General features: G+C 37.4%; 11 protein-coding genes. 5 read left to right on the top strand and 6 right to left on the bottom strand.

The window, feature by feature from the left end:
* Positions 1 to 62: 62 nt before the first annotated feature.
* On the bottom strand, positions 63 to 1,616 hold the full coding sequence (locus OLM61_RS08605) for an aldehyde dehydrogenase family protein (RefSeq protein ID WP_264525959.1): 1,554 nt from the start codon (positions 1,614 to 1,616) through the stop codon (positions 63 to 65).
* 181 nt (positions 1,617 to 1,797) lie between these two features.
* Here OLM61_RS08605 and OLM61_RS08600 point away from each other — a divergent pair, with 181 nt between their 5' ends.
* A complete protein-coding gene (locus OLM61_RS08600) occupies positions 1,798 to 2,757 on the top strand; it encodes an MBL fold metallo-hydrolase (protein ID WP_264525958.1) in 960 nt (319 codons plus the stop codon).
* Positions 2,758 to 2,820: 63 nt separating this feature from the next.
* Here the strand turns inward: OLM61_RS08600 and OLM61_RS08595 are convergent, their stop codons facing one another.
* Both OLM61_RS08595 and OLM61_RS08590 read right to left on the bottom strand, forming a co-directional pair.
* The gene (locus OLM61_RS08595) at positions 2,821 to 3,360 is read right to left on the bottom strand and encodes a 3-hydroxyanthranilate 3,4-dioxygenase (protein WP_264525957.1); all 540 of its coding nucleotides are present in this window, start codon (positions 3,358 to 3,360) and stop codon (positions 2,821 to 2,823) included.
* Positions 3,361 to 3,534: 174 nt separating this feature from the next.
* Positions 3,535 to 4,632: an endonuclease/exonuclease/phosphatase family protein gene (locus tag OLM61_RS08590; RefSeq protein WP_264525956.1), complete on the bottom strand. Its 1,098-nt coding sequence runs from the start codon at positions 4,630 to 4,632 to the stop codon at positions 3,535 to 3,537.
* 229 nt (positions 4,633 to 4,861) lie between these two features.
* On the opposite strand from OLM61_RS08590, the gene OLM61_RS08585 reads away from it, so the two are divergent.
* The 3 genes from OLM61_RS08585 to OLM61_RS08575 all read left to right on the top strand — a co-directional run bounded on the left by OLM61_RS08585 (position 4,862) and on the right by OLM61_RS08575 (position 7,062).
* Complete coding sequence (locus tag OLM61_RS08585) at positions 4,862 to 5,761, top strand: S66 peptidase family protein (protein ID WP_264525955.1); 900 nt, start codon at positions 4,862 to 4,864, stop codon at positions 5,759 to 5,761.
* A 165-nt stretch (positions 5,762 to 5,926) separates the two neighbouring features.
* Positions 5,927 to 6,286, top strand: coding sequence for a YraN family protein (locus OLM61_RS08580; protein WP_264525954.1), 360 nt, complete (start codon positions 5,927 to 5,929; stop codon positions 6,284 to 6,286).
* Between the two features lie 119 nt (positions 6,287 to 6,405).
* On the top strand, positions 6,406 to 7,062 hold the full coding sequence (locus OLM61_RS08575; RefSeq protein WP_008466087.1) for a hypothetical protein: 657 nt from the start codon (positions 6,406 to 6,408) through the stop codon (positions 7,060 to 7,062).
* Between the two features lie 68 nt (positions 7,063 to 7,130).
* Here the strand turns inward: OLM61_RS08575 and mfd are convergent, their stop codons facing one another.
* Positions 7,131 to 10,496 carry a transcription-repair coupling factor gene (mfd, locus tag OLM61_RS08570; protein WP_264525953.1) on the bottom strand — a complete coding sequence of 1,122 codons (3,366 nt, stop codon included), beginning with the start codon at positions 10,494 to 10,496 and terminating at the stop codon, positions 7,131 to 7,133.
* Entirely contained in the window at positions 10,489 to 11,115 is a 627-nt protein-coding gene (locus OLM61_RS08565; RefSeq protein ID WP_264525952.1) for a hypothetical protein, read from the bottom strand. Before OLM61_RS08565 ends, mfd begins: the two co-directional genes overlap by 8 nt.
* Before the next feature lie 310 nt (positions 11,116 to 11,425).
* On the opposite strand from OLM61_RS08565, the gene OLM61_RS08560 reads away from it, so the two are divergent.
* A complete protein-coding gene (locus tag OLM61_RS08560; RefSeq protein ID WP_264525951.1) occupies positions 11,426 to 12,364 on the top strand; it encodes an L-threonine 3-dehydrogenase in 939 nt (312 codons plus the stop codon).
* Between the two features lie 204 nt (positions 12,365 to 12,568).
* Here the strand turns inward: OLM61_RS08560 and OLM61_RS08555 are convergent, their stop codons facing one another.
* Complete coding sequence (locus tag OLM61_RS08555; RefSeq protein ID WP_264525950.1) at positions 12,569 to 14,449, bottom strand: M1 family metallopeptidase; 1,881 nt, start codon at positions 14,447 to 14,449, stop codon at positions 12,569 to 12,571.
* Between the last annotated feature and the right edge of the window lie 37 nt (positions 14,450 to 14,486).

The raw sequence follows: 14,486 nt of genomic DNA, 5'->3' as shown, positions 1-14,486 counted from the left end.
AAAAACAAAAGGCTTCCCAATTGGAAGCCTTTTACATTTTATCATTTTACAGGAAACAACTATTACAAATCAAATTTAATTCCTTGTGCCAATGGCAAACTTGTCGTATAATTGATTGTATTGGTCTGACGGCGCATGTAAATTTTCCAGGCATCAGATCCTGATTCACGTCCACCACCGGTTTCTTTTTCTCCACCAAAAGCACCTCCAATTTCAGCACCTGAAGTACCAATGTTTACATTCGCAATTCCGCAATCAGAACCCACTACAGATAAAAATCTTTCGGCTTCACGAAGATTATTGGTCATAATAGCAGATGACAATCCTTGTGCAACTCCATTTTGAAAATCAATAGCATTCTCCACTTCTCCTGAATATTTAATCAGATACAAGACCGGAGCAAATGTTTCGTGCTGTACAATTTCAAATGAATTTTGTGCTTCTGCAATCGCAGGTTTTACATAACAACCGCTTTCATAACCTTCACCTGAAAGCACTCCGCCTTCCACCAGAATTTTTCCTCCTTCGGCAACTACTTTATTTAAAGCTTTAGCATACTGCTCCACCGCGTGCGTATCAATAAGCGGCCCCACATGATTGTTTTCATCCAATGGGTTTCCAATTCTTAATTGTTTGTAAGCCGCAACCAAAGCGTCTTTTACTTTATCATAAATACTTTCGTGAATAATTAGTCGGCGTGTTGAAGTACAACGTTGTCCTGCTGTACCAACAGCTCCAAAAACAGCACCAATAACCGTCATTTTAATATCGGCATCCGGAGTCACAATAATAGCATTGTTTCCTCCTAATTCTAACAATGATTTCCCTAAACGTCCTGCAACCGCCTGTGCTACAATTTTCCCCATTCGGGTTGAACCTGTAGCCGAAACTAACGGGATTCTGGTATCCGCTGTCATTAATTCTCCTATTTTATAATCGCCGTTGATCAAACAAGAGATCCCTTCCGGTAAATTATTCTCTTTAATCACCTGAGCGATAATATTCTGACAGGCAATTCCACAAAGAGGTGTTTTTTCAGAAGGTTTCCAAACACAAACATCACCTGAAATCCATGCCAAAGCCGTATTCCACGACCAGACTGCTACCGGAAAGTTAAATGCCGAAATAATCCCTACCACTCCCAACGAATGGTATTGCTCGTACATACGATGTCCTGGTCTTTCAGAATGCATGGTTAAACCGTGAAGCTGACGTGACAAACCAACTGCAAAATCGCAGATGTCAATCATTTCCTGCACTTCACCATAACCCTCCTGCAATGATTTCCCCATTTCATAAGAAACCAATTTACCAAGTGCTTCTTTATTTTCACGCAGCTTTTGTCCAAACTGACGTACAATTTCTCCACGTTGCGGTGCCGGAATTAAACGAAAAGTTTTAAACGCTTCTGTAGCCGCCTGCATTACTTTTTCATAATCCTGAGGCGTCGACATTTTTACCGATCCTATTAGTTTTCCATCAACCGGTGAAAAGCTCTCTAAAACTTCTCCCGAAGAAAAGTTTTGTAAACCTGTCGATGTTCCTTCGTTGATCGCTTTGATGCCCAATTTTTCCAGAGCCTCATTCATTCCAAACTGTGATGCTATTGTTGTCATTGTAACTTTTTTTGTTAAAATTGTTATATTTTTATGTAAAGATATTATTTCAAGCTGAAATTTAATCGAACTAAGTTGTTAAAATCAGGTAAATTTAGATTTAATTAAAATGAATTACAGCGCGATAGCATGATTTATTCGTCTTAATTGATGAAATTTGCGGAAATAAAAGTACTCAAATATGTCCATTTTCAGTCGGTTTTTAGTTTGTTTCGTCCTAATTTCAGTTCCTGCTTTTTCTCAAAAAGAGCAAAAAAAATCCTTTCAGGTCGTTCCTTTAGGGATAAAAGGAGGAATAGACGAGAAGAATCTTTCAGCCTATTTAGTTGCACCTGCCAATACGCATGATTTTATCTGTTTAGATGCCGGAACGGTAAACGCCGGAATTGAAAAAGCAATTGAAAATAAAGTGTTTAAAGTTTCAACCAGCGAAGTTTTACGAAAATACATTAAAGGTTATTTTATATCGCATGCTCATTTAGACCATGTTTCGGGTTTAATCATAAACTCTCCGGCAGATTCTTCGAAGACAGTTTATGCCACTGAAAAATGTATGGAAATGATGGAAAACCATTATTTCAACGATCAAACCTGGGCCAATTTTGGAGATAAAGGTCCCGGAACTCCGTTAAAAAAGTACCATTTTCAGACTTTAAATATCGGAGAAGAAATTCCGATTACCAATACCACGATGACGGTAAAAGCATTTCCATTAAGTCATGTGAATCCGTTTGAGAGCACTGCTTTCCTGATTAAAAGTGGCGAATCGTATGTGCTTTACCTGGGTGATACCGGACCGGATGCTGTAGAGAAAAGCGACAAGTTAAAGTCGCTCTGGACCGCAGTTGCACCTTTGGTTAAAAGCAAACAACTTAAAGGTATTTTTATTGAAGTTTCATTCCCAAATGAGCAACCGGATCAGTTTTTATTCGGACATCTGACACCAAACTATCTGATGAAAGAACTTCATACCTTACAGGATTTGTCGGGAAAAGATACTTTGAAAGGTTTCAGTATTATCGTTACGCACCTGAAACCGCCCACTAAAAATATTGTGAAACTTAAAGAACAGCTGCAAAAACAAAATGATCTGGGGCTAAAACTTATTTATCCTGAACAGGGCAAGAGTTTTGAACTGTAACATTTAAATTTAAACCCGACAGGTTTTAAAAACCTATCGGGTTTGATAATTATAATTATATCCTTATTTCTTCGCAACAAAGCGGGGATCAGATTCCATTACGGTTCCGCAATTATCGCAGGTTCTTAGTGCTACCGAATTATAAAAATGTTCGAAGTGCGGCAGAAAATCTTTTTCTATATTATGCAATTCAAAAAACACTTCATAGAGTTTGTGATTGCAATTGTCACAGTGCCAAAGCAATCCGTCAGTATAACCTAACCCTGCACGTTTGCGTTCGATAACCAATCCAATTGAACCTTCTGAACGAACGGGCGAATGCGGAATTTTAGCTGGATGAAGATACATATCACCCGCATGTAATTCCATTTCCTTTCGCTCTCCATCTTCCTGAATGATGACTTTTATGCTGCCTTCCAACTGATAAAAAAGCTCTTCGGTTTCGTTGTAATGGTAATCTTTTCGGGCATTTGGACCCGCAACGATCATCACTATATAATCACCGGAATCAATGTATAAATTTTTATTTCCAACAGGCGGTTTTAGTAAATGACGGTTCTCATCGATCCACTTCGTAAGATTGAAAGGTTTTGCTATTGCCATTTTTAAAGGTAGTAAGTTTCTAAGTAGCTAAGTTAAGGAAAAGTTTTCAGTCGCAGCGTTTGTTTTTAGTCGCAGTTGGCAGTCGCAGTCGCAGTTCTCAGTCGCAGTCTCAGTTTACAGTTTACAGTTTACAGTTTACAGCGATCAACTGAGACTGAGAACTGCGACTGTGACTTATTTCGCCTCTCTGATCAAATAGATGTAAACCGGAAAATGATCGCTGAATCCAACTTCTGTTAAACTATGCCGTAACGGATATCCTTTGTACTGTCCTGAACGCTGAACCAGAAAGGGCTTATTGAAAATCCCCGCTTTCCAAAAGTTGAAGGTCGAAAAATCAGCTTTTAAAAGTGATTCTGTGATGATAATTTGATCAAAAATGTCCCAGGAATCGCGAAATGCAATGGTTCCTAAACCTTTATCAAGCATTGCTGCAAACGGATTAAAAACACCAAATTCTCCCACTTCTGACTTCTTAGCTTTTGCTCCCAGAACTGTTTTTACACTTTTATTAGCAGGGCTATCATTCAGATCCCCCATCGTGATCACTTTCGCAGAGGGGTTTATTTTTTGCAGCGAATCGATGATTCTTCGGTTTAAATTTCCGGCAGCTTCCCGAAAAATACTGCTTGCCTTTTCACCTCCCGATCTGGACGGCCAATGATTGACAATAACATGAAGTTCTTCTCCTTCCAAAAATCCAGTAATTAAAAGCTGATCTCTGGTAAAGACACGATGGTTGTCGGCCATTTTGATTTCAATATCATCGTCCTGCTGTGACTCCTCTTCTTTAGGCGTGACCTTATTATGATAGATCCGTAATGGAATGTTAGAATACGCGGTAGGTTTAAAATATTTTCTCTGATACAGCAAAGCGACATCAATCCCTCGTTTGTCTGGTGAATCAAAATGAATGATACCATAATCAAAAGGGAGTAACTTAGGCTGTTTAATCAAATCTTCCAGAACGGCGCGATTTTCAATTTCCGCGCCTCCAATTAATACCGGAGCATTGGAGTTGTCAGGCATTCCAATTTCAGACAAAACTCTGGACAGGTTTTTTAATTTCTGTTTGTACTTTTCTATAGTCCAATGCTGCGCCCCCTTGGGTGTCCATTCATCATCGTTGGTATTGACATCATCTGTCGTGTCGAAAAGATTTTCAAAGTTGTAGAAGGCAACCGTATGGATCGAATACTTTTTGGGCTGTGCCTGCAAGATGGTCAGAGACAGAAAAACGATACAACAAAGCTGAACAGAAATTACCTTCATAAACTTAGATCCTTAAAAGGTTCAATTTAAACAATTAACTTTATTTGTAGGAATTTTCTAATTATTTTATTTTTTAAAATCTTTATATTTGTTCTATCTTTACGAATGAAACTGCAGAAAAAATATGAAAGCGAGCCTACACCAATACTTCAGAAACTACTTTTCTTTTTATAAACTCGTATTTCTTATTTTTGCTTTACAATCCATACACTGTCAATCACAACAAAATATGATAACACCACCTTATTTACAAAAAGGAGATACTGTAGCCCTTTTAGCAACAGCCAGAAAAAATATAGACGATAACTTAAAACCTACTATAGATTTATTGCACAGCTGGGGACTTGAAGCGGTTGTTGGAAGTACGATTGGTTTGGATTTTAATCAACTGGCCGGTACTGACGAACAGCGTGCTGCCGATTTTCAAAAGCAGTTAGACAATCCAAACATCAAAGCGATCTGGTGTGTTCGCGGAGGTTATGGCACTGTACGAATGATCGACTTACTCGATTTTACCAAATTCAAACAACATCCGAAATGGATTGTTGGCTTTAGCGATGTTACGGTTTTACACAATCATTTGAATACGATGGGCTATCAGTCCATTCACGGTATAATGCCTGTAACGGTACCACGAGCTACTCCCGCAGCGGTTAGTTCAATGAAATCTGCCTTATTTGGTGAGCCGATTTCTTATGCGATTGGTCCGGATAAGATGAACCGATTTGGAACTGCAACCGGTGAATTAGTAGGCGGAAATTTATCGATCCTGTACAGTTTGTTAGGTTCTCCCTCGGCAATTGACTGTAAGGATAAAATTTTATTTATCGAAGATTTAGACGAATACCTTTATCATATCGATCGTATGATGATGAATTTAAGGCGTAATGGATGCATCGAAAACCTAAAAGGAATTCTTGTTGGAGGTATGACCAAAATGAAGGACAACGAAGTTCCCTGGGGTAAAAATGCTGTGGAAATTGTAGATGATGTTACCAAAAAATACAATATTCCGGTAATTTTCAATTTTCCGGCCGGACATATTCAGGATAACAGGGCCTTAATTATGGGAAGTACTATTTCAATTGATGTAAAGGAAACAGGAAGTACGGTTACTTTTCAAAAATAATAGTATCTGAGAATTCTTTTTCTCTAGAGAATTCTAAATACCACCTATCATAATATTATAAAGACACGAAGTCGCAAAGTTTTATTCTATTCTTTGCGACTTCGCGTTTTTACATGCCAATTGCCCTTTACTCCCTAAAAATAGTATAACTCACAATTAAAAAAAATGGCTGAGCACAATGAACTTGGAAAAAAAGGAGAAGACCTCGCTGTCGAATATCTGGAGCAAAACGGATACCAAATCCTCGATCGGAACTGGACTTTTCAAAAGGCCGAAATTGATATTATCGCCCAAAAAGAATCCATTTTAGCGGTCATTGAAGTAAAGACAAGATCAAGTCTGGATTTTGGTTTGCCACAGGATTTTGTGAAACCAAAAAAAATTCAGCTGCTGGTAAAAGCAGTAAATGCCTACATAAACTATAGGGAAATGGATTTTGAGGTGCGATTTGACATCATTGCAATACACAAAAAAAAGGAATCATTTGCAATTGAACACATTACAGACGCTTTTTTCCATTTTTAACATAATTTTACAATGTTATATTTGTAACAAATTGTTCTTTTATTTATATTCGCAAAGTTTTATAACACTACAATTTAACTACACCAACCCAATTAAGTTACAAAAAAAAGAAAAAAACTATGAAAACCGTTTCTTCAATCGTCGAAAATTACATTAAAACAAAACCCTTTTTATTAAATGCATTATCGCTTGGAATCATCAACCTTACGTCTCTTTCGCGGAACATTATGACCGAATTAGAAAGTGAATTTGGTAAGGAAGTAAAACAAGGCGCTGTTGTAATGTCATTGAAACGGCTCACAGAAGAACTGGATTTTAAATTGAATCATAAAATCAATAAAGTAATCAAGAATATTGGCGAAATCACGGTTCGATCTGAACTGACCGATTATACTTTTGCCGCTTCGGAGACTGTTTTGAACAAACAGGCTGATTTAATTTCTGATATTAATGCTTTATCTGATATCTTTTACACCTCATCGCGTGGGGTAAACGAAACCAATATTGTGGTAAGCAGCAGTGTAAATCATTTGGTTGAAAAACACTTTATGCGCGAAAAACTAATTCAGAAATTAGATAATTTAGCCTCCATAACGGTAAAATTACCAAAAGAAAACATCGTCGTTCCCGGAATTTATTATTTCATTTTCCAGCGTCTGGCATGGGAAGGAATTATCATCAATGAGGTTATTTCGACTTCAAATGAATTTACCATTTTAGTTGGAGAAGATCAGGTTGATGTTGCTTTTAAAGTAATCAAGGACCTGAAAAACTAAATATTCTAAATTACAAAAAATAAAAAACCCGACAGCTTTTAAAAAACTGTCGGGTTTCGTTTTTTATATTACTCTCCCAGTAATTCCATCAATTCCAACGCTCGTTTGGTCGATTTTACATTGTCAAAAGTCAATAAAAGACGCAAACCATTAGGTGTTTGTTTTTCTTTCATCTGACAAAGATTACTATGGGTTTGTACAAATTTGATCACTTTATGGAAACGTTTGGACTGGTAGTAATCTGATTGCTGGTCTGAAACGAAATAACCAATCATTTTTCCTTTTTTCATCACCAGTTTCTCAATACCCACGCTTGTCGCAATCCATTTGATGCGAATACTATTCATCAACGCATTGGCACGCGGCGGCATCGGACCAAAACGGTCAATTAATTTATTTTGAAATACCACAAGTTCCTGTTCGTTTTTCACACCACCCAGCTCGTTGTATAAACTCAGACGCTCCGTAACGTTATTGATGTATTCATCAGAAAACAACAACTCAAAATCGGTATCGATTTGTAAATCTTTTACATATTCTTTGGTTTCAATATCATTTTCTTCCGGATACAAATCTTTGAATTCATTTTCCTTCAATTCTTCGATCGCCTCGTTCATGATTTTTTGGTAGGTATCAAATCCAATTTCATTGATGAAACCACTTTGTTCCCCACCCAATAAATCTCCTGCACCACGTATTTCAAGATCTTTCATCGCAATGTTAAAACCGCTTCCGAGTTCGCTAAACTGCTCCAAAGCCTGAATACGTTTTCTGGCATCTTCGGTCATGGATGAGTATGGCGGACAGATGAAATAACAGAATGCTTTTTTATTGCTTCGCCCTACCCTGCCTCGCATTTGATGCAGATCGGACAGTCCGAAGTTGTTGGCATTGTTGATGAAAATCGTGTTGGCATTGGGTACATCCAGACCACTTTCGATGATGGTTGTCGCTACCAAAACATCAAAATCTCCATTCATGAAGCCCAACATTAATTCTTCGAGTTTGGCTCCTTCCATTTGTCCGTGACCAATTCCGACTCTAGCATTTGGAACCAAACGCTGAATCATTCCGGCCACTTCTTTTATATTTTCGATTCGGTTGTTGATAAAGAAAACCTGTCCGTTTCGCTGAATTTCATATGAAATTGCATCACGGATTACTTCTTCATTAAACCCAACCACATTTGTTTCAATAGGATATCGGTTCGGCGGAGGCGTCGTAATAACCGATAAATCCCTTGCTGCCATTAATGAAAACTGCAGCGTTCTCGGGATTGGCGTTGCCGTTAAGGTCAGGGTATCTACATTGGCGGCAATTGTTTTAAGTTTGTCTTTTACGTTTACTCCAAACTTTTGTTCCTCGTCGACAATCAATAAACCAAGGTCTTTAAAAACTACATTTTTATTGACTAACTGATGGGTTCCAATAACAATATCAAGCTTCCCTTCTGCTAAATCTTTTAAGGTTTGTGCTTTTTGTTTGGCCGTTCTAAATCGGTTCATGTAACCAATGGTAACCGGCATGTCTTTCAATCGTTCTGAAAAAGTGCGGTAATGCTGATAAGCCAAAATAGTAGTCGGAACCAAAACCGCCACCTGTTTACTATTGTCTACCGCCTTAAACGCCGCACGAATCGCCACCTCAGTTTTTCCGAAACCTACGTCGCCACAAACCAAACGGTCCATTGGGCGATCGCTCTCCATGTCGGCTTTAACCTCTTGTGTCGATTTGGTTTGATCCGGCGTGTCTTCGTATATAAACGAACTTTCTAATTCGTTTTGCAAATAACTGTCCGGTGCAAACTGAAACCCTTTTTCCAAGCGTCGTTTGGCGTACAATTGAATCAAATTGAACGCAATATGTTTGACACGCGCTTTGGTTTTTTGTTTTAAAACTTTCCAGGCGTTCGATCCTAGTTTATAGATTTTCGGAGGAGTTCCGTCTTTTCCGTTGTATTTTGAAATTTTATGAAGCGAGTGAATGCTTACATACACTATATCGTTATCCGCATAAACCAGTTTTATGGCTTCCTGCGTTTTGCCTTCGACCTGAATTTTCTGCAGGCCGCCAAATTTCCCAATTCCGTGATCGATATGCGTTACATAATCACCCACCGAAAGCGCAGTTAATTCCTTAAGGGTAATATTCTGCTTTTTCGAATAACCATTTTTGATATTAAATTTATGATAACGCTCAAAAATCTGGTGATCGGTATAGGCTGTAATTTGACTTTCTTCATCAATGAATCCCTGAAACAATGGCAATACAACGGTATGATATTGTTTTCGAATGTTCTCGGAATTGGCTTCGTCTAAAGTTTCGAAAATATCATGAAAACGTTTGGCCTGAGTTTCATTCGAACAAAACAAATAGTTTTTATATCCGTTAAAATGATTGTCGCTCAGATTGTTCAACAGCAAATCAAATTGTTTGTTGAAGGAAGGCTGAGGGTGAATATGAAATTCGAATGTTTTTGTGGTTTTAAAAACAGGTTTTGAAGCCAGCTCTACTATCGAAAAATCTAACGCCCGTTTGATAAACGAACTTTGATTTAAGAATAGCTTTTCAGGTTCAGCATGTTTTATTTCTTTTGAAAGTTTCTCAAAAGCTTCTTCAGCTCTGGCAAATTGTTTGTCTAACTGATTGAGAAGCCCGTCGGTGTTTTGAACAAACAATACGGTATGTTCTGCAATATAATCCAGGAAACTCTCTCTGTTCTCCTGAAAAAGCTTGTTCTCGACATTCGGGATTATTGTAATTTTTTTGTGCGTTTCTACCGATAATTGGGTTTCAACATCAAAACTTCTGATGCTGTCTACTTCATTCCCAAAAAACTCTATTCGATAAGGATGATCGTTTGAAAACGAAAATACATCTACAATTCCTCCACGAACAGAGAATTCTCCCGGTTCGGTAATAAAATCGACTCTTTTAAACTCATATTCAAACAAAACTTCGTTGATAAAATCGATCGAAATTTTATCGTTCAAAGCGACTTTCAATGTGTTTTTATCCAGTTCTCTTCGGGTAACCACTTTCTCAAAAAGGGCTTCCGGATAGGTGACAATTACGGCAGGTTTTTTACGGGAATTAATTCGGTTTAAAACCTCAGCACGAAGCAGCACATTGGCATTATCGGTTTCGTCAATTTGATACGGACGACGGAATGACGCAGGATAAAACAATACGTCCTGTTCTCCGATCATTTGTTCGAGATCGTTCAGATAATAAGCAGCCTCTTCTTTGTTGTCTAAAATCACCAAAAAAGGCAATTCCGCTTTTTTGAAAACGGCACGTATAACAAATGAAACCGCCGACCCTAACAATCCGTTAAGATGCATTTTTATTTGCTTCTGCTCCAGTAATTGTGTAGCAATCTGCTGATTTTTTGGCAGATTATCGTACAGGGTATATAAGGCGTTTTTACTCAACTTTTGGTGTGTTTGGATCTATATTTTTTACCGGAATGGGAGCTGTGCCAGCATTTGGAATAGCACGTGTTGTATCTAACATTTTTAAGAACTCTTCCTCTCCTTCTTCTTTTGGAATTTTACTTTTTACCATAATAAGATCCATCTGTCTTTCTAATGAAACCAGTTCTTTGTTGATCTCCCCAATTAAAAATGTTACTTTATCTGACGGAATCTGATTCAGGTGAATAAACAAATCCATCATTCTGACTTTTGTAATCAGAATAGAAATTCGGCTTCTGACCTGTGGGATATTAAACTCCGCAGGAATGTTATTGTTTAAAGCCATTACTTTTTTGGAAATCGCGGTTGATTTCTTTTGAAAGGCTCCAATAGTTTTTCTTGGCTTATCTCCGAGTTCTTTTAAAAAGTCACGCCATTCGTTCCACGAATTCACTTTTTGTTCCGAAATTTCGTTAATAGGCTCATCGATAAAATCCCAGCCTTTATTGATCTTATTAAAAATGACTTCGTTTTTTTTGGCTTCTTTTTCGTTTTCAGCACGGCGCTTTTCATCTTCATTCTGACATGAATTCAATACAAAAACAAACAGTAGAAAAAGAGATATCTTATATTTCATTTGGTAAAACATTAAGCTACAAAGTTACAAAGTAATTTTACAATTACGAATTCTGATTTCTGATACAAATTACTTTATCTGTCAACGGGTAGCGGATTCTGAATTTGCAAATTCCTGTTTGTAAGACTTATCAAAAAACCGCGAATTCCTGATCGAAAATACTTATAAATTTTGATCTACGCTCCCTGTCTAACAACGAATAATCTAAAAAAGAATCTTTATCATTGTTAAATTTATAATTTGTCCTTCTGAAAAGTAAAAATAATTGAGGAAACGTTATATTTGTCTCTCTAAAAAAACCATTCAAAAAATGAATCCAAAAATATTAATCATTGGTGCCTGTGGTCAAATTGGGACAGAACTAACCCAAAAACTGCGCAAACTATACGGAACAGACAATGTTATTGCTTCTGACATTAGAAAATTAAATACTGACGTTGTTAATTCTGGTCCGTTTGAAGTGGTCAATGCTTTAGATTTCAACCAAATCGAACATCTTGTTGAAGTACATAAAATTACTGATATTTATTTGATGGCGGCGCTTTTGTCGGCTACAGCCGAGAAAAACCCTGCATTTGCCTGGGATCTGAACATGAATTCATTATTTCACGTTTTAAATTTAGCAAAAGCCAAAAAGGTACAGAAGATTTTCTGGCCTTCGAGTATTGCTGTTTTTGGACCTACTACTCCTAAAGAAAATACCCCTCAATATACGGTAATGGAACCTTCTACTGTTTATGGAATTAGTAAACAAGCCGGAGAAAGATGGTGCGAATACTACCATAACATTTATGGTGTTGATGTACGAAGCATCCGTTATCCTGGTTTAATCAGCTGGTCGACGCCTCCTGGTGGCGGAACTACAGATTATGCTGTTGATATTTTCTACAAGGCTATCGCCGATAAAAAATACGAATGCTTTTTATCTTCTGAAACAAAAATGCCAATGATGTATATGGATGACGCGATTGATGCGACCATTAACATTATGAAAGCACCGGCAGAGAAAATCAAAATACATTCCTCCTACAATTTGGCTGCAATGAGTTTTACTCCTACTGAAATTGCTGCTGAAATTAAAAAACATATTCCTGATTTCGAAATAACGTACAATCCTGATTTCCGTCAGAAAATTGCGGACAGCTGGCCGGCAAGTATTGACGATACTGAGGCAAGACAAGACTGGGACTGGAAACATACTTTTGATCTGGAATCGATGACCAAAGACATGTTAGAGCATTTAGGATAATAAGCTGCCTACAAAATATAAAAACGCACAATTTGTGCGTTTTTTTTATGGTTTTAATTTGCCCACGGTTTTTACTGGCAGCGTTAATGGATGCCGGTTTTCAATTCTTTTTAGCCTCTCTTCTTTATCACACAAAGGCTATTAAATAAAAAGTCTCGTTTAGAAATAAATTCCAAACGAGACTTTTATATGCTAAGATGAAGATTATTTCACTTCATAAACATTGTTTGCCGCTTTTACATCCGCCATTAATCCGCTTGGATCAATTGTGATTTTTTTGATGGCTGTTTTGTTTTTGTCTATTGTAAAACTATAGTTAGATTGTGCCCAAGCCCAGTCGTCTAAAACCGTTCTTTTTACATTCGGGTTTGGATTTGGCTTAATGAAGTTCATCATTCTTAATGGAATGTAGAAGCTCTCAGAAGTACCATCTGTATATTCAACTGTTAAATCAATCGGCATTGGCATTCTTCCGATTCTTTCTAAAGTGATATTGGTTTTTCCAGCGTTATCGGCTACATCCTTAATCCCATAATCGATCGTATTGGTTGTTCCCGTCCAATCAACTAAATACCAATCTAATTCTGCTCCTGAAACTCTCTCTGCTGATCTTTTGATGTCATTTGGAGTCGGGTGCTTGAATTTAAAATCGTTAAAATATCTTTTCAAAGTAGCATCTACATTGTCTTTTCCAATTACATATTCTAACTGAGAAAGAAAAAGACTTCCTTTTACATAAGAGGAAATGCTGTACGGACGGTTTTCGTCATAACGGTCTCCATGAGTAGTTTGTGGCTGTTCTTTACCAGAATTTACCAAACTGTAATACGATTTGTAATTTCCAACAAAAGGATTTACTTCTTTTTTATCACCTTTCAGTTCGTTCAAAGCGCTGTCTTCGATGTACGTTGTAAAACCTTCATCCATCCAAGGGTGTTTTGATTCGTTTGAAGCTAAGATATGCTGAAACCAGGAATGTCCAAGTTCATGAGTTGCTGTTCCTAAAATTCCTTCAAGAGTTCCGTTTCCAAGCATCAAAGTACACATTGCATACTCCATTCCACCGTCGCCACCCTGAATAAAAGAGTATTGTTTGTACGGATACGCTCCAACTCTGTGGTTGTAATAATCCATTACTTTAACCATTAAAGGCTCTAATTGTTTCCAATTTGCGGTTGTTTTTGGATTGTTTTTGTAGAAGAAATGCAAATCAACATCATTTGGTCCTTTTACAATATCGTGCGTGTATTCTTTGTCAGCTGCCCAGGTAAAATCGTGAACATTTGGCGCAATAAAATGCCATGTCAATGTTTTTGTTTTCTTTGGGTAAGTAACAGTTACACCCGCATCTTCATAACCATGACCAATTTGATTTTTATCTTGTAAATATCCTGAACCACCAATTGTATAGTCTTTGTCGATTGTAATTTTTACATCAAAATTACCCCAAACTCCGTGAAATTCTCTCGCGATGTACGGATCTGCATGCCAGCCTTCGAAATCAAATTCGGCTAATTTTGGGTACCATTGCGACATTGACAATTCTACTCCTTCTGAATTGTTACGTCCTGTACGACGAACCTGAACCGGAACCTGTCCGTCAAAATCTAAGGTAAATGTCGTTTTAGAATTTGGTAAAATTGGTTTCGCCAAAGTCACTTCTAGAATAGTTCCGGAAACTCTTGTTTGTGCTGAAACTCCATCTTGTTTAAAATCTGAAATTTTTAAATAGCCAATTTCATTTGGTTTTAAAGTTTCGATTCGGCTTTGTTTGGTTTCTTTTCCATCCGCACCTTTCACTTTAGACACCATTCTTCCATCGGGATCTTTTATAGTATGCAAACGCGCATCCATTTCACTTCCCGGCTGAAATGCATTTAAAAACAAATGATAAAAAACTTTTCTCAACGTATCAGGAGAATTGTTGGTGTACACCAACTCTTGTTTTCCTTTGTATTGATAATTCTTTACATCCATGGATACTTCCATTTTGTAATCCACATGCTGTTGCCAATAAGGTGCACTTTGTGCAAATGCTGAGTTTAAACCCAAACTCAAAAAAGATAATAGTATAATTTTTCGCATTGTTATTTCAATCAAAATGGAAGAGCTCACACTCTTC

Origin of the sequence: Flavobacterium sp. N502536 (genome assembly GCF_025947345.1) — a bacterium.
Taxonomy (GTDB): Bacteria; Bacteroidota; Bacteroidia; order Flavobacteriales; family Flavobacteriaceae; genus Flavobacterium.
This window is presented reverse-complemented; position numbering and strand designations above follow the sequence as displayed.

Coding starts and splice junctions, on each gene's coding strand:
- OLM61_RS08605 (WP_264525959.1), bottom strand. CDS start 1,616: ATGACAACAATAGCATCACAGTTTGGAATGAATGAGGCTCTGGAAAAA.
- OLM61_RS08600 (WP_264525958.1), top strand. CDS start 1,798: ATGTCCATTTTCAGTCGGTTTTTAGTTTGTTTCGTCCTAATTTCAGTT.
- OLM61_RS08595 (WP_264525957.1), bottom strand. CDS start 3,360: ATGGCAATAGCAAAACCTTTCAATCTTACGAAGTGGATCGATGAGAAC.
- OLM61_RS08590 (WP_264525956.1), bottom strand. CDS start 4,632: ATGAAGGTAATTTCTGTTCAGCTTTGTTGTATCGTTTTTCTGTCTCTG.
- OLM61_RS08585 (WP_264525955.1), top strand. CDS start 4,862: ATGATAACACCACCTTATTTACAAAAAGGAGATACTGTAGCCCTTTTA.
- OLM61_RS08580 (WP_264525954.1), top strand. CDS start 5,927: ATGGCTGAGCACAATGAACTTGGAAAAAAAGGAGAAGACCTCGCTGTC.
- OLM61_RS08575 (WP_008466087.1), top strand. CDS start 6,406: ATGAAAACCGTTTCTTCAATCGTCGAAAATTACATTAAAACAAAACCC.
- OLM61_RS08565 (WP_264525952.1), bottom strand. CDS start 11,115: ATGAAATATAAGATATCTCTTTTTCTACTGTTTGTTTTTGTATTGAAT.
- OLM61_RS08560 (WP_264525951.1), top strand. CDS start 11,426: ATGAATCCAAAAATATTAATCATTGGTGCCTGTGGTCAAATTGGGACA.
- OLM61_RS08555 (WP_264525950.1), bottom strand. CDS start 14,449: ATGCGAAAAATTATACTATTATCTTTTTTGAGTTTGGGTTTAAACTCA.